The organism is Aeromonas sp. 600774 (assembly GCF_049175075.1).
GTDB classification, from domain to species: domain Bacteria; phylum Pseudomonadota; class Gammaproteobacteria; order Enterobacterales; family Aeromonadaceae; genus Aeromonas; species Aeromonas veronii_A.
Genome location: NZ_JAAKUJ010000003.1, coordinates 152,319 through 171,851 on the forward strand (window position 1 = coordinate 152,319; position 19,533 = coordinate 171,851).

The window sequence follows — 19,533 nt, forward strand, 5'->3', positions numbered from 1 at the left end:
GTCAGCGCTATCTGTGATAAAGCAGTGATGCTACCGGCTCAGAGGCCGACCGCCTCCAGATGCTCCACCAGCAGCTGCACGCTGCGGTTGCCGCGCCACTCGTTGACATCGAGCCGGTAGACCAGCCGCACCCGCTTGACCGAGGCATCGGGCCAGCGCTTGAGATCGACGCCAAAGGCGATGGCATCCACCGCATGGCCAGAATCGGTAGTCAGCATCATCTTGAGGTGCTTCTCCCCCACCAGCCGCTGCTGCACCAGCACGAATTCGCCGTCAAACAGTGGTTCGGGGAAGGCCTGCCCCCAGGGACCGGAGGCACGAATCAACTCCGCCAGCTCGAGGTTTAGCTCGTCCGGCAGCAGCTCGCCGTCGGTGAGCAGCACCCCGGTCAAGAGCTCGGGGGTAACCAGCTCGCCGATGACCGCCTCAAAGGCGCGGCTAAAAGCCTCGATATTGGCCTTGGGCAGGGTCAGCCCCGCCGCCATGGCGTGGCCGCCAAACTTGCCCATCAGGCCCGGATGGCGGGTATCGAGCAGTTCCAGCGCATCGCGCAGGTGCACCCCGGGAATGGAGCGGCCGGAGCCCTTCAGTTCGGTCTCGCTGCTCTCGGCAAAGGCGATGACCGGGCGGTAGTACTTCTCCTTCACCTTGGAGGCCACCAGCCCCACCACCCCCTGATGCCACTCGTCCCGGTGCAGCACTATGCCAGAGGGCACCTCGCCATCGCGAAACCGGATCTGCTCCAGGGTGGCAAGCGCTTCCTGCTGCATCCCCTGCTCGATCTCCTTGCGCTCCTGATTGAGGCTATCCATCTCGGAGGCAAGCTGGCGCGCCAGATTGAGATCATCGCAGAGCAGACAGGCGACCCCGAGGGACATGTCATCGAGGCGCCCTACCGCATTGAGGCGTGGCCCCAGTGCAAAACCGAGGTCGGCGGCGGTGAGGCGACGACCATCGCGGCCCGACACATCCACCAGCGCCTGAATGCCGGGGCGACAACGGCCAGCCCGGATCCGCTGCAACCCCTGATGGACCAGAATGCGGTTGTTGCCATCGAGCGCCACCACATCGGCGACCGTGCCGAGGGCCACCAGATCGAGGTAATCCGCCACATTGGGGGCTCGCAACCCTTGCCGTTCGAACCAGCCGAGCTGGCGCAGATGGGTGTTGAGGGCCGCCATCAGGTAGAAGGCTACCCCCACCCCGGCCAGGGACTTGGAGGGGAAGTCGCAACCGCGCTGGTTAGGGTTGACGATGGCATCGGCATCAGGCAGCTCCTGACCCGGTAAATGGTGATCGGTAACCAGTACCTGCATGCCGGCCGCCTTGGCTGCCGCCACCCCGGCGATGCTGGAGATGCCGTTATCCACCGTGATGAGGAACTCGGCGCCACGGGCCACCGCCAGCTCGACAATTTCAGGGGTAAGGCCGTAGCCAAACTCGAAGCGGTTGGGCACCAGAAAATCGATGTGGCGACCGCCCATGGCGCGCAGGGCCAGCACACACAGCGCCGAACTGGTGGCACCATCGCAGTCGAAGTCGCCGACAATCAGAATCCGTTTCTGGGCGGTCAGGGCATCCGCCAGCAGCGGCACCGCCTGCTCCATGCCATAGAGGCGCTGGGGCGGCAACAGCTGGCTGGCGCTGCGCTCAAGCAGGGCGGGATCCTCTACGCCACGGCTGGCGAAGATTTGACGAAGCAGGGGATGCAAAGTGGCAGGCAGATGGGAATCATCAACTCGCGGACGACGACGGATTTGCAGGGACATCAATATGATCCAGTATCTTGAGCAGCTGTTCGGGGCTCTGATACCCACGCACCAGATCCCCGTCGGAGGAGACCCAGGCCGGCAGTACCTTGACCCCCAACCACTGGCTCAGGCCAATATTCTCGATAAGGGTCTCACTACATTCCTTTTGAGGCAAATAGGCTTTGAAGGGATCATTCTGCAGCAGGGGATCCTTGCACCAGTGGGAAGCCTGTCCGGCATGTTCAATCACAGGGTAGAGCTCGACGCTCACACCGGATGTTTGCAGATGTTGCAACGTGCCAGACAGTTGACGACGAGCGGCATCCTGTTCACCGAAAAAGAGCGCAACCCGATGGCGCTCATTCCTGGCCTTAAGCACGACAGGTGGATGGGTCACCTGGGACAAGCCCAACCGACGCTGCTCGCGCATACCCGAGACGGTAAGGTTCTTCATGTTATGAGTCATATCCAGCATGACCCCCTGCACAACATAGTTCCCCTTGGCATCGCTGTAGAGCACTCCTTGCGAAGTGCCCAACATATAGAGCCCGGGAATGGGGGTCTGTTCCACCAGATAAACAGAGACCCCAAGACGGGCGGTAATGGTCTGTTTTAAGACTTTGGGATCCATCCCTGCTCTGGCAGAAAATGTGCATGCAAGCATCACAACCAGTAGTAAATACTTCATTTTATTGCTCATGCGGCATGAATGAATGGATTCAAGAAGGTACAGCAGCCAAGTTCATTACTCAACTCGCTATTTACAACAAAATCAATATCAGTGAAGAGGAGGAGAAAAAATGTCTCCCCCGATTGCCAAGGGGGCATAACCCCAGCAAGCTAGTCAGGACGACAGGAATAACGCGGCTTAGCCTCTGTTTTTCCTGACAAGAGTTCGCCCTTTGGCAAGGGTTATCAACGCGCTATCTTGTTTAATTTCGGAGGAAATAATGAGTCTGATTCAAGAGTTCAAAGCCTTTGCCGCCCGCGGCAACGTCATCGACATGGCCGTCGGTATCATCATCGGTGCCGCCTTCGGCAAAATTGTCTCCTCCTTCGTCGGTGACGTGATCATGCCGCCCATAGGCCTGATCCTGGGCGGCGTGGACTTCAGCGACCTGGCGGTCACCCTGAAGGCCGCAGAAGGGACAACACCCGCCGTGGTCATCGCCTATGGCAAGTTCATCCAGACCATCATCGACTTTCTGATCATCTCTTTTGCCATCTTCATGGGACTGAAGGCCATCAACACCCTCAAGAAGAAACAAGAAGAGGAAGCCGCCGCCCCGGCAGGCCCGACCAAGGATCAGGAGCTGCTGACCGAGATCCGTGATCTGCTGAAATCCCGGCAAGGGAAATAAGCGCCATCTCCTGTCGTGTAGAGATAAAAAAACCGCCTGCTGGCGGTTTTTTGTTTTTGGGAGGACAGCACTCAGGCTCTGGGGTGGTGCTCACCGTGCAGCGCCTTGAGCCGCTCGTTGGCCACATGGGTGTAGATCTGGGTAGTGGAGAGATCCGCGTGGCCCAGCAGCATCTGCACCACCCGCAGATCGGCGCCGTGGTTGAGCAGATGGGTGGCAAAAGCGTGGCGCAAGGTATGGGGGGAGAGCTCGCCCTGAATGCCGGCACGCTGGGCATAGAGCTTGATGCGATGCCAGAAGGTCTGGCGGGTCATCATGCGCGCCTGCTTGGAGGGAAAGACCACGTCCGAGCTGGTGCCCCCCAGCAGCAGGATGCGGGCCTCGCGGTAGTAACGCTCCAGCCAGTGCATCGCCTCCTCGCCCATTGGCACCAACCGCTCCTTGTTGCCCTTGCCCACCACCCGCACCAAGCCCTGACGCAGGCTGACATGCTCGGCGGTGAGCCCCACCAGCTCGGAAACCCGCAGCCCGGTGGCGTAGAGCAGCTCCAGCATCGCCTTGTCCCGCAACTCCAGCGGGTCATCCACCAGCGGCGCACTCAGCAACGCATCCACCTCCGTTTCGCTTAAATCGGAGGGGAGTTTTTTCGGCAGCTTGGGCCCCTCCAGCAGCACGGTCGGATCATCGCTGCGCAGCTTCTCGCGGTTGAGATACTGATAAAAGCGACGCAGGGCCGACAGAAAGCGGGCGGTGCTGCTGGCCGCAAACTGGTGATCAACCCGCCAGGCGAGGTAGTGCTGGATCTCGTCCATCCCCGCCAGCAGCAGCGAGCTCCCCTGCTCGTCGAGCCAGAGGGAGAACTTCTCCAGATCGCTGCGATAGGAGCTGACCGTGTTGTCAGACAATCCCCGCTCCAGCCAGAGGGCGTCCAGAAAGGGTTCAATCAGGGGGTGGGGGTCGGGTTTGCTCATGGTGCGCTGCAATCAGGGGATCGATGGCCCATTGTAACGCGCCAACTCCTTGGAAAGACAAGGCACTTTCATTGGAAAGATAAGGCTCGTTTGCCACGCCCTTGCCGGGCGGTGAAGGTCGAATGGCAATCTGCTAGACTGGCGCCCTCCCCTTACGTTACCCATCGTGTTGCCAACATGGCGCAGCCCACACGAGCATGCGAGAACGCGCCAAAAGCAAGCGAGAAAGCGCCAACAGAGAGAAGAGCGATGAAGATTGGTCTGTTTTACGGTTCCACCACCTGCTACACCGAGATGGCTGCCGAGAAGATCCGCGCCCTCATCGGCCCCGAGCTGGTGGATATTCACAATATCAAGGATGTCTCCCTGCGCCGGATGGAGGATTACGAGATCCTGATCCTCGGCATCTCCACTTGGGATTTTGGCGAACTGCAGGAGGACTGGGAGTCCCGCTGGGAAGATATCTCCGATCTCCACCTGGAGGGACGCATCGTTGCCCTGTTTGGCCTCGGCGATCAGCTCGGTTATGGCGAATGGTTCCAGGACGCCCTCGGTATGCTGCACGATCAGCTGGTGCCAAAAGGGGTCAAGCTGGTGGGCTACTGGCCCAACGAAGGGTACGAATTCGATGCCTCCAAGGCGCTGATCGACGATGGTCGTCACTTCGTCGGGCTGGCCCTCGATGATGCCAACCAATATGACCAGACCGATCCGCGCATCGAGCAGTGGGTCGAACAGATCCTGAGCGAAATCCACGCCCTGCTCTGATCTTTCCTACGTTTTGGCAAAACGACCCTGAGCGCCTGGCCCTGGCCGCCGGGCGCAGTTATCGCACCGATTTTCTCAATCGGTATCATCGCATGACGCTATAGCGACTTTTTTGTGCTGGTCTGCAACAATGGACTCGACATCCCATAACAATCAGAACCGGATGTCGGAAGCAAACGGACAGACCAGAAAAGGATATTCTATGACTCCATTCTCCCTGTTGGCCCCCGCCATTGCCCGTGACGTGCTCGATCACGCGCTGGCGCTGGGTGCCGATTTTGCCGAGCTGTTTGTCGAGCGAAAGCGCCGCAGCCAGCTCAGCCTGCTCTCCAGCCAGATAGAGAACATCAGCGGCGGCCTCGATTTCGGTATCGGCGTGCGCCTCTGTTACGGCCACAAGGTGCTCTACGGCTACACCAATCTGGCCAGCCGCGACGAACTGCTGCGCATCGTCACCCTGCTGGCGGCCAAAGACCGCCGCGACCCGGTGGTGACCGCCACCGCCTTCGATTTCACCCGCCTGAGCGATCGCAACCCGGTGGCCCTGCCGCTGTCGGCAGACAAGCTGCTGGAGCAGAAGATCGCCTATCTGCACGCCATGGATGCGGTGGTCCGTGCCGAGAGCAGCAAGGTGAGCCAGTTCTCCGGCAACGTGCTGGGCTGGGAGCAGGAGGTGGAGATCTTCAACAGCGAAGGAGTGCAAGTGGCCGATCGCCGCCACTACAACCGCATCATGGCCCAGACCATCGCCATGGAAGGGAGCGAGCAGAGCGTCGGTTACGAGGCCCCCGGCGCCCTGATGGGCTGGGAGCATGCCGATCGCATCGATCCGCGCGAGCTGGCCCTCACCGCCACCCGTCAGGCACTGGTGAAACTGGGCGCGGCTCCCTGCCCGAGCGGCACCCTGCCGGTCATCATGGAGAACGGCTTTGGCGGCGTCATCTTCCACGAGGCGTGCGGCCACCTGCTGGAGACCACCTCGGTAGCCAAGAAGGCCTCTGTATTCCATGACAAGATGGGCCAGCTCATCGCCAATCCGGCAGTCAGCGCTGTGGATGAAGGCTTGCAGAGCAACGCCTGGGGCTCCATCAACGTCGATGACGAGGGGATGGCGACCCAGCACACCCAGCTCATCAAGGACGGCGTACTGACCGGTTTTCTGGTGGACAGAATGGGCGCCCTCAAGACGGGCTACGCCCGCACCGGCTCGGGTCGGCGCGAATCGTACAAGTACGCCCCCACCTCGCGTATGCGCAACACCTATATCGAACCGGGCAACCACAGCCTCGACGATATGCTGGCCACGGTGGAACACGGCATCTACGCCAAGAAGATGGGGGGCGGCTCGGTACAGCCCGGCACCGGCGAGTTCAACTTCAATGTGCAGGAGGCATACCTCATCGAGCACGGCAAAATCACCAAGCCGCTCAAGTCGGCCACCCTTATCGGCACCGGCCCGCAGGTGCTGAAAGAGATCTCCATGGTGGGCAGCAATCTGGCACTGGCCGCCGGCATGTGCGGCTCGGTCTCGGGCTCGGTGCCCACCTCGGTGGGCCAGCCGGCGCTGAAAGTGGACAATATCCTGGTGGGAGGGAACGCCTGATGAGCCAACTCGACATGAACCAACTGCTCACCCGCCTGCTCGACAAGGTGGCCGCCCTCAACGCCGAGGCAGACATCATCGCCAATCAGGAGAAGGCCTTCTCCCTCAAGGCAGACAAGGGCGAGCTGGGTGAATACAAGGTCACCAGCAGCCAGCAGCTCGGCATTCGCCTGATCAAAGAGGGTCGGGTCGGCATCGCCTACTCGGAATCCCTCGATGAGCTGGCGCTGGATGCTATGCTGCAAGATGCCCTCGATGCCAGTCGCTTTGCCAAGGTGGATGCGGATCAGCGCATCTCGGTGGCCAATAGCCGGATCACCACAGATTGCGCCGAGATCAACCAGCCCGATACCACGCCGGTTGAGGAGAAGATCGCTCTGGCCCTGCGCCTCGAATCTGACATGCTGGCCATGCCCGATGTGAGCGGCGCCCCCTACAACAGCTTCTTTGAAGGGGAGAGCCAGCTCTGGCTCGCCAACAGTCAGGGCACTCTCTGCCAGCACGGCGAGTTCAGCGTCGGCTGCTACACCTCGGCGCTGGTGGAGCGGGATGGCCGCCAGTCGATGCACTCGCAGGGGCAGTATGGCCGTCGCTTCGACGAGCTGGATAGCCAACGGCTCATCGAGCAGATCTACGCCATCGCCGATGGCCTGCTGCCCGGTGAAGCGGTGCCGAGTGGTCGCTACAGCGTCATCTTCAGTACCAACTGCTTCGCCAGCCTGTTTGGCTGCTTTCAGGGGGTGCTGTCGGGCAAGTGGGCCCAGCAGGGGATCAACCCCTGGCGCAGCAAGGTCGGCCAGAGCGTGGCGTCACGCTGGCTCACTCTGGAAAGCCGGGTCTATATGCCTGGCGGCATGAACATCAAGGCGTTTGATGGCGAGGGGGCGGCCACTTCGGATCTGCTGCTGATTGGCGAAGGGGAGCTGAAAACCCTGCTCCACAACAGCGCCACCGCCCGCCACTTTGGCGTCGCCAGCAACGGCTCGGCCGCTCGTGGAGCACGCAGTGCCCTTGATGTGACCGCTCGCCATCTGGTGTTTGGCGCGGGCCCCCATAGCGAAGCGGAGGTGCAGAGCGGCGACTATCTGGAGCTGGTCAAGCTGGATGGCCTGCATTCGGGTGCCGATGCGGTGAGCGGCGACTTCTCCTTTGGCGCATCAGGATTTCTCTGCCGCGACGGGGTTCGCCTGCAGCCGGTACGCGGCATCACGGTGGCGGGCAACTTCTACCGCCTGCTGGGTGAGCTGGAGGCGGTCGGCGATATCTTGCACCACAACGATGGCAAGGGCTTCTACGCTCCGCTGATCCGTTTTGGTGGACTCTCCGTCGCGGGCAAGTAATCAAGCCCATCAATAGAGAGAGGCGCCTGAGGGCGCCTCTCTTATTGGCAAGCTGGGTATGAATACCTCTGGCCAAATGGACGATTACGCTTCGCTAATCGTCCCTACAGGTCGGTACATGAAAATGATAATACGTCGATTCAGGGCGAAAGCGGCTCGCGATGATACTCGGCGCAGCCGCATTCGGGGCAGGTATCGAGCTGCTCGGGATGGAGCACGGTATGGCGCCAACCACACTGGTCGCACACCATGACCCCCAGCCCCACCCAGTCGCCCGCCTCATAGACGCCCTTGTGCTCCAGCTCGTCGGCCAGCTCGCGCCACTCCACCTGGGCGCGGTCAGTCACATCCGACAGCCAGGACCAGGCGGTATCTTTGAGCGCCAGCATAAAGGCAGACTCCTCCACCTGCTCATCCTTGCGCCCCTCGTCATAGTTGCCCAGATCCCGCTTCACATACTCGGCGATCAGCGCCAGCTCGTCCTGAGTGAGGTCACTGGCCGCCTCCAGATAGGCCTGCACCTTGGCAATCATCCGGTTGAGGCGCTCCCCCTGGAACTGCTCTGTCTCTTGCCACTGCTTTTGCAGTTCGGCAATAAAGGTTTCATACCCTTTTTGACGTTTGTCCATGGCTGTTACTCCTCTGCTAAATCCCTTTCTGGCCCGGCTTCAGGCTTGACGGATGCTGGCGGTTGTTGCCGCCGCAGGATATGGGTATTCTATTGCGATTTCCCAGCTGATTTATCTATTCATTTCACAGATCCGGATGTCACCAATGCAAGAGCAATACGTTCCCCAATCAATCGAACCAGCAGTGCAAAAGCACTGGGATGCCAAGAAAACCTTCAAGGCCGTGGAGAAGGTAGACAAGGAGAAGTTCTACTGCCTCTCCATGTTCCCCTATCCGTCTGGTCGACTACACATGGGGCACGTTCGTAACTACACCATAGGTGATGTGATCTCCCGTTATCAACGCCTCAATGGCAAGAACGTGCTGCAACCCATAGGTTGGGATGCATTCGGTCTGCCGGCCGAGAACGCCGCGATCAAAAACAATACCGCGCCGGCGCCCTGGACCTACGAAAACATCGAATACATGAAGAACCAGCTGAAGATGCTGGGTCTGGGTTATGACTGGGATCGTGAAGTCGCCACCTGCAAACCGGATTACTACCGCTGGGAGCAGTGGTTCTTCACCAAGCTCTACGAGAAGGGTCTGGTCTACAAGAAGACCTCCTCCGTCAACTGGTGCCCGAACGACATGACAGTGCTGGCCAACGAGCAGGTAGTCGACAACTGCTGCTGGCGCTGTGACACCCCGGTAGAGCAGAAAGAGATCCCCCAGTGGTTCATCAAGATCACCGACTACGCCGAAGAGCTGCTCAACGACATCGACAATCTGGAAGGCTGGCCAGAGATGGTCAAGACCATGCAGCGCAACTGGATTGGCCGTTCCGAAGGGGTCAACATCAGCTTTGCCATCGAGGGTCAGGCTGAGCAGCTGGAGGTCTACACCACCCGTCCGGACACCTTCATGGGCGTCACCTATGTCGGTATCGCCGCCGGTCACCCGCTGGCGCTGCAAGCAGCCCAGAACAATCCGGAGCTGGCAGCCTTCATCGAAGAGTGCAAGAACACCAAGGTAGCCGAAGCAGAACTGGCCACCATGGAGAAGAAGGGCATGGCCACCGGCCTCTACGCCATTCACCCGTTGGATGGCCGCAAGGTACCGGTCTGGGTCGCCAACTTCGTGCTGATGAACTACGGCACCGGCGCCGTAATGGCGGTTCCGGCCCACGATCAGCGTGACTTCGAATTCGCCACCAAATATGGCCTCGACATCAAGGCGGTGATCAAGCCGGTTGATGGCGACGTCGACGTGAGCGAAGCGGCTTACACCGAGAAGGGCGTGCTGTTCAACTCCGGCGAGTTCGACGGTCTCGACTTCCAGGGCGCCTTTGATGCCATCGCCAACAAGCTGGAAGGGCTCGGCAAGGGCAAGCGCACCGTCAACTACCGTTTGCGTGACTGGGGCGTCTCCCGTCAGCGTTACTGGGGTGCCCCCATCCCGATGCTGACCCTGGCTGACGGCACAGTGGTGCCGACGCCGGAAGACCAACTGCCGGTGCTGCTGCCGGAAGATGTGGTGATGGATGGTATCCAGAGCCCGATCAAAGCTGATGCCGAGTGGGCCAAGACCACCTACAACGGTCAGGAAGCGTTCCGCGAGACCGATACCTTCGACACCTTTATGGAGTCCTCCTGGTACTACGCGCGCTACTGCTCCCCGGACTACGACAAGGGCATGCTGGATCCGGCGGCTGCCAACCACTGGCTGCCGGTGGATCAGTACATCGGCGGTATCGAACACGCCTGTATGCACCTGCTCTATGCCCGCTTCTTCCACAAGCTGCTGCGTGACGCGGGTCTGGTCAACAGCGACGAGCCGTTCAAGCGCCTGCTCTGCCAGGGCATGGTGCTGGCCGACGCCTTCTACTACAAAGACGAGAAGGGCGGCAACGTCTGGGTCAGCCCGACTGACGTCAAGGTAGAGCGTGACGAGAAGGGTCGTATCACCAAGGCCATCGACAACGAAGGCCGTGAGGTAATGCACTCCGGCATGACCAAGATGTCCAAGTCCAAGAACAACGGCATCGACCCGCAGCTGATGGTCGAGCGTTACGGCGCCGATACCGTCCGTCTGTTCATGATGTTCGCCTCTCCGGCAGAAATGACGCTGGAGTGGTCCGACTCCGGCGTAGAGGGTGCCCAGCGCTTCCTGCGTCGCCTGTGGCGCGTCACCTTCGAACACGTTTCCGGTGGTGTCGTTGCCGCACTCGATGTCGCTGCTCTCACCAACGAGCAGAAAGCGGTACGCCGTGAACTGCACAAGACCATCGCCAAGGTGAGCGATGACGTGGGTCGCCGTCAGACCTTCAACACCGCCATCGCCGCCATCATGGAGCTGATGAACAATCTCTCCAAGCTGGGCAACGACGAGCAGGACCGCGCCCTGATGCAGGAAGCGCTGGAAGCTGTGGTAGTCATGCTCTACCCCATCACTCCGCACATCGGCTTCGAGCTGTGGAAGATGCTGGGCAAGGGCGACGACATCGATCACGCAGCCTGGCCGGTGGCCGATGAAGCGGCCATGGTCGAGACCGAGAAGCTGGTGGTGGTACAGATCAACGGCAAGATGCGCGGCAAGCTGACCGTGCCGGCCGAGATCAGCCAGGCCGACGTCGAGAAGCTGGCAATGGCCGATGCCTCCGTACAGAAGTTCACCGACGGGCTGACCGTGCGCAAGGTGATCTATGTACCTGGCAAGCTGCTCAACATTGTCGCTAACTAATTGGCTGCCAGCTGATCATTGTCAATCTGTGACAGCAAACGGATGATAACGGCGGGCCCTGCGCCCGCCGCTTTCCCTTAATGCAAAGAGGATTTTCTATGGGCACCATCTTCACCCGCTGGATGGCCATCGTGCTGGCGGGTCTGCTGATGCAAGGCTGCGGCTTTCACATGCGCGGCACCGGCATCCCGGCCGAGCTGATGACCATGAAGGTCGTGGGCGACAACAAGAGCGACTTCTACCGGCTGGTGACCACCCGCCTGAAGGCCTCTGGCGTAACCCTGGCTGACAAGGAGGGCATTCCCGTGCTCACTCTGGGCATCATTCGCAGCTCCAGCCAGGTCGCCTCGGTCAACGCGCTGGGGACGGACACCGAATATGTGCTGGGCTTCACGACCCAGTTCACCATCTCGGCCCCGGGCAAGCCGACCCAGGTCTTCCCCATCAACTTCAACCGCAGCTTCCTCAACAAGCCGGATGCAGCTCTCGCCTCCTCTCGTGAACAGGAGCAGCTCAATCGCGAGATGCAGGAGCAGGCGGCCAATCAGGTGATCCGGCAGTTGAGCCAGGTCAGCTTCTGATGCGAGTATTTTGATGAGAGTCTACCCGGAACAATTTGGTGACCACCTCAAAGCAGGGCTTCGGCCCTGCTATCTCGTTTTTGGCGACGAGCCTCTGTTACGGCTGGAAGCCATCGACGCCATCCGTCAGATCGCCCGCAAACAGGGATTCGATGAGCGCCACACCTTTGTGGTCGAAGCCGGTCTGGACTGGAATCAGGTCTATGACGCCTGTCAGGCCATGAGCCTCTTCTCAGCCCGCCAGATCATCGAGCTGGAGCTGCCCGCCAAGGTCGACAAGGATCTGGCCGCCCGTATCAGCGAAATCGGCAAACAGCTCCATCCAGACCTGCTGCTGGTGCTGAGCGGCGGTCGCCTCAACCAGACCCAGATGAAGGCAGCCTGGTTCGATAAGCTCTACCAGATTGGCACCTATGTGCCGGTCAACCATCCGGAACCCAAATTCTTCCCGCGCTGGATGAGCGCCCGTTTTGCGCGTTTTGGCCTCAAGGCGCTGCCGGATGCCATCAACTTCATGTGCCACTCCTACGAGGGCAACCTGCTGGCCGCCAGCCAGGAGATCGAGAAGCTGACTCTGCTCTCGCCGCCACAGCCCATCAGCGTTACCTATCTGCAGGAAACCATCATCCGTCACGCCCACTTCACCCCGTTCCAGCTGGTCGATACCCTGCTGGAGGGGAAGGTGAACCGGGCCCAGCGGATCCTGGCCGCCCTGCGGGCAGAAGGCACCGAGCCGGGGATGCTGGCATGGACCCTCTGCCGCGAGCTGGAGCAGCTGACAGAGCTGTCGCTGGCGATGCGCAACGGCCAGCCGCTGGGGGAGCACTTCAGCCGCTTGCGCATCTGGCAAAGCCGCCAGCAACTCATTCAACAGGCGCTGACTCGCCTCCCCTTCGCCAAGCTGCAGCAACTGTGGCTGCTGATGGCCCAGCTGGATGACGCCCAGCGCCGCTTTGATACCGAGCAAGCCTGGCTGATGCTGCAGACCATCGCCCTTGGCTTTCGTGATGGCACCCCACTGCCGCTGGTCATGGAGAGCAGCCCATGCTGAAGCGTTCTGGCAGCTCGCTGCAGGCACCTGTCGGCTTGCTTGGCGGTACCTTCGACCCCGTTCATATCGGCCATCTGCGCCCCGCCATCGAGGCGCGCGATGCCATTGGTCTGGCCGAAGTGCGGCTGATCCCGAACCATATCCCGCCCCACCGCGCCAACCCGTTCTGCTCGAGCGAGCAGCGTCTCGCCATGGTCAAACTGGCGGCGGCGGAGAACCACCACTTTGTGGTGGATGAGCGGGAGCTGCGACGGGACAAGCCCTCTTACACCATCGATACCCTGATCGAGCTGCGTCAGGAGCTGCCCGATACGCCGCTATGTTTTCTGATGGGGATGGATTCCCTGCTGAGCCTGCCAGGCTGGCACCGCTGGCAGGAGCTGCTCGACTATGCCCATCTGGTGGTGAGCACCCGCCCCGGCTGGCAACCCGATTACCCGGCCGAACTGGCGCAGCTGCTAGCCAGTCATCAGGTCAAAGAGGTCGAAGCCCTGCGTCGGCAACGGGCTGGCTATATCTGGCTGGCCAGCAACCAGCCCATTGAATTGTCTGCCACCTGGCTGCGCCAACTGCTGGCGGCGGGAGAAGATCCCCGCTACCTCTTGCCCGAGCCGGTTGCGCACTATATTGATCAACAGGGGCTCTACCGCGCCATTTGCCGGTAAGACTTCCCGGCGGCTCCGTTCCGATAGGAAACGGGAGTGACCATGATATAATCCGCCGCCCTCACGCTGTCAGGCGCCGGAATACAGGAGAGACTCATTGCAAGGCCAAGAACTGCACGCCTTTATCATCGACAAGATCGATGACATGAAAGGCCGCGACATCATCACCCTCGATGTACGCGGCAAATCCAGCATCACTGACACCATGATCGTCTGCTCCGGCAACTCCAGTCGTCACGTCAGCGCCATCGCCAACCATCTGGCCAGTGAGGCCCGCCATGCCGGGCTTGATCTACTGAGCGTGGAAGGTGAATCTGGCGGCGAGTGGGTGCTGGTAGATATGGGCTCGGTGATCGTGCATGTGATGCAGGATGAATATCGTGACTTCTACCAACTGGAAAAACTGTGGAGCGGTGCCGCTCAGATGAACACGCAATAACGAGAGCAGCAACGTAGCAAGATGAAGATTCAGTTGATTGCGGTGGGCACCAAGATGCCCGCCTGGGTGGAGCATGGCTTCGAAGAGTATCGCCGTCGCTTCCCAAAAGATATGCTGTTCGAGCTGGTGGAGATTGGCGCCGGCAAACGGGGCAAAAATGCCGATATTCCCCGCATTCTGCAAAAAGAGGGGGAGGCCATGCTGACGGCAGCGGGGCGCTCGCGCATCGTCACTCTCGATATTCCGGGCAAGCCCTGGACCACGGAGCAGTTGGCTACCCAGCTGGAGGCGTGGAAACTCGATGGCCGCGATGTCGCGCTGCTGGTAGGCGGGCCGGAAGGCTTGTCCCCCGAGTGCAAGGCTGCAGCCGAACAGAGCTGGTCACTGTCACCGCTCACCCTGCCCCATCCGCTGGTGCGGGTGCTGGTGGCCGAGAGCCTCTACCGTGCCTGGAGCATAACGACCAATCACCCTTATCACAGAGAGTGAACCATGCCGCTCCTGCTGTTATTGCCCCCCACAAACCCGAGGTAAAGGCATGCTGAAACAACGCATCGAGATGCGCGATCACAGTGCCGAGGGCAATCTGTTCTTCCGGCGCACCCTGGTAGCCTACATCGGCATCGTCGTGCTGATGCTGGTGCTGCTGGGCAATCTCTATTATCTGCAGGTCGAGTCCTACGACACCTACCAGACGCGTTCCAACTCCAACCGCATCCGGGTAGTGCCGGTGGCGCCACCCCGGGGTCTCATCTACGACACCAACGGCGTGCTGCTGGCGGAGAACCGCCCTGTCTACAGTCTGGAAATCGTCCCGGAAGAGACCAGGGATCTTGAAAAAACTGCCGACCAGCTGATCGCCCTGCTGGGGCTGCCGGAAGGCACCAAAGAGAAGTTTCTGACCGAAGTAAAACGCCAGCGTCGCTTCAAGCCGGTCCCTCTCTACGAAAAGCTGACCGAATATCAGGTGGCGCTCTTCTCGGTCAACCAGCACAACTATCCGGGTGCCAGCATCGAGGCCTACCTCAAGCGCTACTACCCGTTTGGCGACACCCTGACCCATGCGCTGGGTTATGTGGCCAAGATCAATACCCGCGACGTGGAACGTCTCGAAAAAGAGGACAAACTCGCCAACTATGCCGCCACCAAGGATATCGGCAAGCAGGGGGTGGAGAAGTATTACGAGGATGAGCTGCACGGGGTGGCGGGTTATCAGGAGGTCGAGGTCAACAACCGCGGCCGGATTGTCCGCACCCTCAAGTTCCAGCCTCCGGTTCCGGGCAAGGATATCTACCTCAATATCGACGTCCGGATGCAGCTCAAGGCCCAGCAACTGCTGGCTGGCCAGCGCGGTGCCATCGTGATGATGGACCCGAAAACCGGCGCCATCCTGGCGCTGGAGTCGAGCCCCAGCTACGACCCCAACCTGTTCGTGACAGGCATATCCAGCGCCAACTACTCGGCACTGCTCAACGATCCGGCACGGCCGCTGGTGAACCGTACCACTCAGGGGATCTATGCCCCCGCCTCCACCGTCAAACCCATGATGTCCATCATGGGTCTCAACGAGGGGGCCATCACCCCGGGCTACCGCTATTTCGGCGGCCCGAGCTTCTCCATTCCCGGTACCACCAAGAAGTTTCGCGACTGGCGCCGCTGGGGTCATGGCTGGCTCGATGTCTATCGCGCCATCGAGGTCTCGGCAGATACCTACTTCTACGATCTCGCCTATCGGGTCGGCATCGACAAGATCCACAGCTACATGACCAAGTTTGGCTTCGGTCAGTACACCGGGGTCGATCTCTATGAAGAGACCAAGGGCGTCATGCCGTCCCGTGACTGGAAGATGGCCCGCTGGCGCCAGCCCTGGTATCAGGGTGACACCATCTCTGTCGGTATCGGTCAGGGCTACTGGAGCGCGACACCGCTCCAGCTGGCCAAGGCGATCAGTATCCTGACCCAAAACGGCCACGACGTCACCCCGCACCTGCTCAAGAGCACCGCTTCCCAGGCGGGGGTGGTCGATGCCCCTATCAACCCCAATATCGCCCTCAAGCTCAAGAACGACAGCTTCTGGAAAGTGGCGCAGGATGGGATGTGGCGAGTCAACCATGGCAGTGAAGGCAGTGGCCGTCACTCGTTTGCCAAGGCGCCTTACTCCTCAGGCGGTAAATCGGGCACAGCCCAGGTAGTCGGTTTGAAGGAAAATCAGGTTTACAACATCAAGACTGTCAAGGCGGAGCATCGCGATAACGCTTTGTTCGTTGCTTATGCCCCCTTCGAGGCACCCAAAGCGGTGGTAGCTCTGGTACTGGAAAACTCCATCGGAGGTGGCGGTGGCCGGGCTGCATCGCCCATTGCACGCCAGATGCTGGATGCCTATCTGCTGCCCCCTGATCCGCAACTGCCACCGGCACCGGAAAAGCCGTCCCAACCGAGTGAGGTCGCCCCCCATGAGTAATTCTGCCCGCCAGCAGAGCATCTGGTACAAGCTGCATATCGACTTGCCCCTGCTGCTCGGTCTGCTGGCCGTGATGACCCTCTCCATGGTGGTGCTCTACTCCGCCTCCGGTCAGGATATGGACTCCATCGTGCGCCAGCTGGTGCGCGGCGGCCTCGCCTTTGCCCTGATGATCGGCCTGGCCCAGCTGCCCCCCTCCCTCTACGCCCGCTGGTCGGTGCCGCTGTTCGCCGTGGTGGTGCTGATGCTGATTGCTGTGGACGTGTTCGGCCACATCGGCAAGGGGGCCCAGCGCTGGCTCGATCTGGGCTTTATGAAGTTCCAGCCCTCCGAGGTGATGAAGCTCTCCATGCCGATCATGGTGGCTGCTTGGCTCAGTCGCCACTCGCTGCCACCCAAGTTCAGCCATGTGGTGATCGCCCTCATCATGGTGCTGCTGCCCACCCTGCTGATCGCCGCCCAGCCTGACCTTGGCACCTCCATTCTGGTGGCCGCCTCCGGCTTCTTCGTCATCTTCCTGGCGGGGCTCAGCTGGTGGCTGATCGGCTTGGCGGTCCTGCTGATGCTGGCCTTTATGCCGGTGCTCTGGTTCTTCCTGATGCACGACTACCAGCGCCAGCGGGTGCTGATGCTGCTCGACCCGGAGAAAGACCCGCTCGGCCGAGGCTACCACATCATCCAGTCCAAGATTGCTATCGGCTCCGGCGGCGTCTTTGGCAAGGGGTGGCTGCAAGGGACCCAGTCCCAGCTGGAGTTCCTGCCCGAGCGCCATACCGACTTCATCTTCGCAGTATTCAGCGAGGAGTTCGGTCTGGTAGGGGTTGCCCTGCTGCTGGTGCTCTACCTCTACGTCATCAGCCGCTGCCTGTTTATCTCGATGCAGGCCCAGAACAGCTTCGAGCGACTGCTGGGCGGCGCCATCACCCTCACCTTCTTCGTCTATGTGTTCGTCAACATGGGCATGGTGAGTGGCATCCTGCCGGTGGTGGGGGTTCCCCTGCCGCTGGTGAGCTATGGCGGCACCTCCATGGTGACCCTGATGGCCGGCTTTGGCATACTGATGTCCATCCAGACTCATAGAAGGCTGCTGGCATGATGAGATGGATCTATTTGCCGGCGGTGGGTGTTCCCCTGCTGCTGAAGATCGATGGCTGCACCTCCATGGTGACCTTGATGGCCGGATTCGGTATCCTGATGTCAATTCAGACTCATAGAGAGCTGCTTGCCTGATGAAACGGGTTGGATTGTTGCTCTCTCTCGCCGCCTCGATGGCAACCGCTGCCGTGGCGCCGGATCGCTTGGCCCTGCTCGCCGAACAGCAGCAAGTGCCGCTGGCGGAGCTGCAGGCTGCCGTCGCCCGCGCTCAGTTACGGCAGGAGGTGCTCGACACCATCAGCAAGCCGTGGGAGGCCAAACCCTGGCATCGCTACCGGCCGCTGTTTGTTACCCCGGATCGCATCCGTGACGGCCAGCAGTTCTGGCAGCAACATGCCGAGACGCTGGCCCGCGCGGAACAGCTCTATCGGGTGCCGGCCTCGCTCATCGTGGCCATCATAGGGATCGAGACCTTCTACGGTCGCCAGATGGGCCGTCATCCGGTGCTCGATAGCCTCTACACCCTGGGGTTCCACTACCCGGAGCGCAGCGACTTCTTTGCCAAGGAGTTTGCCCAGCTGGTGTTGCTGGCAAGGGAAGAGGGGTGGTCGCTGGAGCACCTCAAGGGCTCCTATGCTGGCGCCATGGGGATGGGGCAGTTCATGCCCTCCAGCTACCGCCACTACGCCGTCGATTTTGACGGGGATGGCAAGCGGGATCTGTTTGCCAACCCGGTCGATGCCATCGGCAGCGTGGCCAACTATTTAGCCAGCCACCAGTGGCGCTGGGGCGAATCCGTGGTGGAACCTGCCCAGATCGGGCTGATGGCGGTCGAACCTTTGCTGAGATCTGAGCCCGAGCTCACACAACAGTGGTCAGAACTGGCGGCGGCAGGGATTGAGCTCGCCACGCCGCTGGCCCCGCAGACGCCGGTCAAGTTGCTGGCGCTTGCCCAAGCCGATGGACCGGAATACTGGGTCGCACGGCATAACTTTTACGTGATCACCCGCTACAATCGCAGCCCACTCTACGCGATGGCGGTGTATCAACTTAGCCAAGCCATTCAGGAAGCGTATGCATCTTCGTCACAAACTCCTCCCGCTCAGTCTGAGCTTGTTGCTGGCCGCCTGTAGCAGCCAGCCGGAACAGAGCGCCCCTGTCGAGCCGCCTGCACCGGTCAGCAAGCCACCCGTTATCGAGATCCCGCAAGCCACCGGCGCCATCCCACGCCCGGAGCCCCTGAGCGCGAGCGGCAACCGGGACTACTGGATTGGCAAACAGAAAAACGAGGTGTGGCGCGATATCAAGCACTATAGCGAAGAGGGCACAGCCAGCTGGCTGTCACCGGATCTGGATGGCCAGAAGACCGCCAACGGCGATGTGCTGGACAGCAAGCTGTTCAGCGCCGCCCATCGCAACCTGCCCATCCCGAGCTATGTGCGGGTCACCAATCTGGACAACGGGCTGGAGACCATAGTACGAGTCAACGATCGCGGCCCTTTCAACAGCCCTCACCTGATCGACCTCTCCTATGCGGCGGCCAAGCAGCTGGAGATGGTCGATAGCGGCACAGCTCGCGTTCGACTGGAGCTGATCAACGACACCCCGGACCAGATGGTGATCATGGAACCGATGAAGCCCATCGAGATGACCCCGACCACCCCGCCAGCAACGGCATCCAACACAGTGGCGCAAGATGGCTTCCTGGGTGAACCGACCGCACTGGCGATGGCCACTCCCGCTGCTGCCCCTGCTCCCGTCAAGGCGCCAGCGGCCAAGCCTGCCAAAGCGGCACCTGTCAAGCAGGCTCCGGCCAAGGCTGCAGCGCCCGCCAGCAGCGGTGATGGCAAGATGATCCAAGTACTGGCCAGCGGCTCCCGGGATCGGGCCGAGGCGATGGGCAAGGTGATGACCCAGCGCCATGGTGTGCCCTACCGGATTGAAGCCCATGGCGCCATCTTCCGGGTCTTGATCGGCCCGGTGGAGGCGGATAAACAAGCCGCACTGCTGGAAAAAGTACGGCAAGGGGGACTGGAACAGGCCTTTATCGTGCCCTGATCCCTCCTCTGACAGCGGCGGTGACCAATCTCCCGGCC

19 protein-coding genes are annotated in these 19,533 nt (G+C 60.8%); 15 read left to right on the top strand and 4 right to left on the bottom strand.

Annotated features, from left to right (window positions below; genetic code table 11):
• Nucleotides 1–38: 38 nt before the first annotated feature.
• Both recJ and G5171_RS04965 read right to left on the bottom strand, forming a co-directional pair.
• Nucleotides 39–1,769, bottom strand: coding sequence for a single-stranded-DNA-specific exonuclease RecJ (gene recJ / locus G5171_RS04960; protein WP_421250675.1), 1,731 nt, complete (start codon nucleotides 1,767–1,769; stop codon nucleotides 39–41).
• Nucleotides 1,735–2,382, bottom strand: coding sequence for a disulfide isomerase DsbC N-terminal domain-containing protein (locus G5171_RS04965; protein ID WP_421244189.1), 648 nt, complete (start codon nucleotides 2,380–2,382; stop codon nucleotides 1,735–1,737). Before G5171_RS04965 ends, recJ begins: the two co-directional genes overlap by 35 nt.
• Before the next feature lie 319 nt (nucleotides 2,383–2,701).
• Between G5171_RS04965 and mscL the strand changes: the two genes are divergently transcribed.
• Nucleotides 2,702–3,112 carry a large-conductance mechanosensitive channel protein MscL gene (gene mscL / locus G5171_RS04970; protein WP_005348065.1) on the top strand — a complete coding sequence of 137 codons (411 nt, stop codon included), beginning with the start codon at nucleotides 2,702–2,704 and terminating at the stop codon, nucleotides 3,110–3,112.
• A 71-nt stretch (nucleotides 3,113–3,183) separates the two neighbouring features.
• On the opposite strand, the gene xerD is transcribed toward mscL, so the two are convergent.
• Nucleotides 3,184–4,083: a site-specific tyrosine recombinase XerD gene (xerD, locus tag G5171_RS04975; protein WP_421250676.1), complete on the bottom strand. Its 900-nt coding sequence runs from the start codon at nucleotides 4,081–4,083 to the stop codon at nucleotides 3,184–3,186.
• Nucleotides 4,084–4,332: 249 nt separating this feature from the next.
• Between xerD and fldB the strand changes: the two genes are divergently transcribed.
• The 3 genes from fldB to G5171_RS04990 all read left to right on the top strand — a co-directional run bounded on the left by fldB (nucleotide 4,333) and on the right by G5171_RS04990 (nucleotide 7,794).
• Nucleotides 4,333–4,851: a flavodoxin FldB gene (gene fldB, locus G5171_RS04980; RefSeq protein ID WP_139710032.1), complete on the top strand. Its 519-nt coding sequence runs from the start codon at nucleotides 4,333–4,335 to the stop codon at nucleotides 4,849–4,851.
• Nucleotides 4,852–5,053: 202 nt separating this feature from the next.
• Nucleotides 5,054–6,454 carry a TldD/PmbA family protein gene (locus G5171_RS04985; RefSeq protein ID WP_421250677.1) on the top strand — a complete coding sequence of 467 codons (1,401 nt, stop codon included), beginning with the start codon at nucleotides 5,054–5,056 and terminating at the stop codon, nucleotides 6,452–6,454.
• Nucleotides 6,454–7,794, top strand: coding sequence for a TldD/PmbA family protein (locus G5171_RS04990; RefSeq protein ID WP_421250678.1), 1,341 nt, complete (start codon nucleotides 6,454–6,456; stop codon nucleotides 7,792–7,794). The genes G5171_RS04985 and G5171_RS04990 overlap by 1 nt, the downstream gene beginning before the upstream one ends.
• Before the next feature lie 140 nt (nucleotides 7,795–7,934).
• Here the strand turns inward: G5171_RS04990 and G5171_RS04995 are convergent, their stop codons facing one another.
• Nucleotides 7,935–8,423: a zinc ribbon-containing protein gene (locus G5171_RS04995; RefSeq protein ID WP_421250679.1), complete on the bottom strand. Its 489-nt coding sequence runs from the start codon at nucleotides 8,421–8,423 to the stop codon at nucleotides 7,935–7,937.
• 145 nt (nucleotides 8,424–8,568) lie between these two features.
• On the opposite strand from G5171_RS04995, the gene leuS reads away from it, so the two are divergent.
• The 11 genes from leuS (at nucleotide 8,569) to G5171_RS05050 (ending at nucleotide 19,495) form a co-directional block, all read left to right on the top strand.
• Nucleotides 8,569–11,145, top strand: coding sequence for a leucine--tRNA ligase (gene leuS, locus G5171_RS05000; RefSeq protein ID WP_421259910.1), 2,577 nt, complete (start codon nucleotides 8,569–8,571; stop codon nucleotides 11,143–11,145).
• 98 nt (nucleotides 11,146–11,243) lie between these two features.
• Entirely contained in the window at nucleotides 11,244–11,726 is a 483-nt protein-coding gene (gene lptE, locus G5171_RS05005; protein WP_005348079.1) for an LPS assembly lipoprotein LptE, read from the top strand.
• A gap of 13 nt (nucleotides 11,727–11,739) precedes the next feature.
• Entirely contained in the window at nucleotides 11,740–12,777 is a 1,038-nt protein-coding gene (gene holA / locus G5171_RS05010; RefSeq protein WP_216978175.1) for a DNA polymerase III subunit delta, read from the top strand.
• Nucleotides 12,771–13,442, top strand: a complete 672-nt coding sequence (gene nadD, locus G5171_RS05015; protein WP_216978174.1) for a nicotinate-nucleotide adenylyltransferase — start codon at nucleotides 12,771–12,773, stop codon at nucleotides 13,440–13,442. Before holA ends, nadD begins: the two co-directional genes overlap by 7 nt.
• Before the next feature lie 97 nt (nucleotides 13,443–13,539).
• A complete protein-coding gene (gene rsfS, locus G5171_RS05020) occupies nucleotides 13,540–13,881 on the top strand; it encodes a ribosome silencing factor (protein WP_005348085.1) in 342 nt (113 codons plus the stop codon).
• A 21-nt stretch (nucleotides 13,882–13,902) separates the two neighbouring features.
• Nucleotides 13,903–14,370: a 23S rRNA (pseudouridine(1915)-N(3))-methyltransferase RlmH gene (rlmH, locus tag G5171_RS05025; RefSeq protein WP_421259911.1), complete on the top strand. Its 468-nt coding sequence runs from the start codon at nucleotides 13,903–13,905 to the stop codon at nucleotides 14,368–14,370.
• 49 nt (nucleotides 14,371–14,419) lie between these two features.
• Nucleotides 14,420–16,342 carry a penicillin-binding protein 2 gene (mrdA, locus tag G5171_RS05030; protein ID WP_421259912.1) on the top strand — a complete coding sequence of 641 codons (1,923 nt, stop codon included), beginning with the start codon at nucleotides 14,420–14,422 and terminating at the stop codon, nucleotides 16,340–16,342.
• Nucleotides 16,335–17,438 (top strand): rod shape-determining protein RodA, encoded by a 1,104-nt coding sequence (gene rodA, locus G5171_RS05035; protein ID WP_005335170.1) that lies wholly within the window; start codon nucleotides 16,335–16,337, stop codon nucleotides 17,436–17,438. Before mrdA ends, rodA begins: the two co-directional genes overlap by 8 nt.
• Nucleotides 17,435–17,572, top strand: coding sequence for a hypothetical protein (locus G5171_RS05040; RefSeq protein ID WP_421259913.1), 138 nt, complete (start codon nucleotides 17,435–17,437; stop codon nucleotides 17,570–17,572). Before rodA ends, G5171_RS05040 begins: the two co-directional genes overlap by 4 nt.
• Nucleotides 17,572–18,570, top strand: a complete 999-nt coding sequence (mltB, locus tag G5171_RS05045; RefSeq protein WP_216978170.1) for a lytic murein transglycosylase B — start codon at nucleotides 17,572–17,574, stop codon at nucleotides 18,568–18,570. The genes G5171_RS05040 and mltB overlap by 1 nt, the downstream gene beginning before the upstream one ends.
• Nucleotides 18,512–19,495 (top strand): septal ring lytic transglycosylase RlpA family protein, encoded by a 984-nt coding sequence (locus G5171_RS05050; RefSeq protein ID WP_421259914.1) that lies wholly within the window; start codon nucleotides 18,512–18,514, stop codon nucleotides 19,493–19,495. The genes mltB and G5171_RS05050 overlap by 59 nt, the downstream gene beginning before the upstream one ends.
• Nucleotides 19,496–19,533 lie beyond the last annotated feature (38 nt).

What these genes read in the sequence shown, in the direction of transcription:
- recJ (WP_421250675.1), bottom strand. Translation starts at nt 1,769, where the DNA reads ATGTCCCTGCAAATCCGTCGTCGTCCGCGAGTTGATGATTCCCATCTG.
- G5171_RS04965 (WP_421244189.1), bottom strand. Translation starts at nt 2,382, where the DNA reads ATGGATCCCAAAGTCTTAAAACAGACCATTACCGCCCGTCTTGGGGTC.
- mscL (WP_005348065.1), top strand. Translation starts at nt 2,702, where the DNA reads ATGAGTCTGATTCAAGAGTTCAAAGCCTTTGCCGCCCGCGGCAACGTC.
- xerD (WP_421250676.1), bottom strand. Translation starts at nt 4,083, where the DNA reads ATGAGCAAACCCGACCCCCACCCCCTGATTGAACCCTTTCTGGACGCC.
- fldB (WP_139710032.1), top strand. Translation starts at nt 4,333, where the DNA reads ATGAAGATTGGTCTGTTTTACGGTTCCACCACCTGCTACACCGAGATG.
- G5171_RS04985 (WP_421250677.1), top strand. Translation starts at nt 5,054, where the DNA reads ATGACTCCATTCTCCCTGTTGGCCCCCGCCATTGCCCGTGACGTGCTC.
- G5171_RS04990 (WP_421250678.1), top strand. Translation starts at nt 6,454, where the DNA reads ATGAGCCAACTCGACATGAACCAACTGCTCACCCGCCTGCTCGACAAG.
- G5171_RS04995 (WP_421250679.1), bottom strand. Translation starts at nt 8,423, where the DNA reads ATGGACAAACGTCAAAAAGGGTATGAAACCTTTATTGCCGAACTGCAA.
- leuS (WP_421259910.1), top strand. Translation starts at nt 8,569, where the DNA reads ATGCAAGAGCAATACGTTCCCCAATCAATCGAACCAGCAGTGCAAAAG.
- lptE (WP_005348079.1), top strand. Translation starts at nt 11,244, where the DNA reads ATGGGCACCATCTTCACCCGCTGGATGGCCATCGTGCTGGCGGGTCTG.
- holA (WP_216978175.1), top strand. Translation starts at nt 11,740, where the DNA reads ATGAGAGTCTACCCGGAACAATTTGGTGACCACCTCAAAGCAGGGCTT.
- nadD (WP_216978174.1), top strand. Translation starts at nt 12,771, where the DNA reads ATGCTGAAGCGTTCTGGCAGCTCGCTGCAGGCACCTGTCGGCTTGCTT.
- rlmH (WP_421259911.1), top strand. Translation starts at nt 13,903, where the DNA reads ATGAAGATTCAGTTGATTGCGGTGGGCACCAAGATGCCCGCCTGGGTG.
- mrdA (WP_421259912.1), top strand. Translation starts at nt 14,420, where the DNA reads ATGCTGAAACAACGCATCGAGATGCGCGATCACAGTGCCGAGGGCAAT.
- rodA (WP_005335170.1), top strand. Translation starts at nt 16,335, where the DNA reads ATGAGTAATTCTGCCCGCCAGCAGAGCATCTGGTACAAGCTGCATATC.
- G5171_RS05040 (WP_421259913.1), top strand. Translation starts at nt 17,435, where the DNA reads ATGATGAGATGGATCTATTTGCCGGCGGTGGGTGTTCCCCTGCTGCTG.
- mltB (WP_216978170.1), top strand. Translation starts at nt 17,572, where the DNA reads ATGAAACGGGTTGGATTGTTGCTCTCTCTCGCCGCCTCGATGGCAACC.
- G5171_RS05050 (WP_421259914.1), top strand. Translation starts at nt 18,512, where the DNA reads ATGCATCTTCGTCACAAACTCCTCCCGCTCAGTCTGAGCTTGTTGCTG.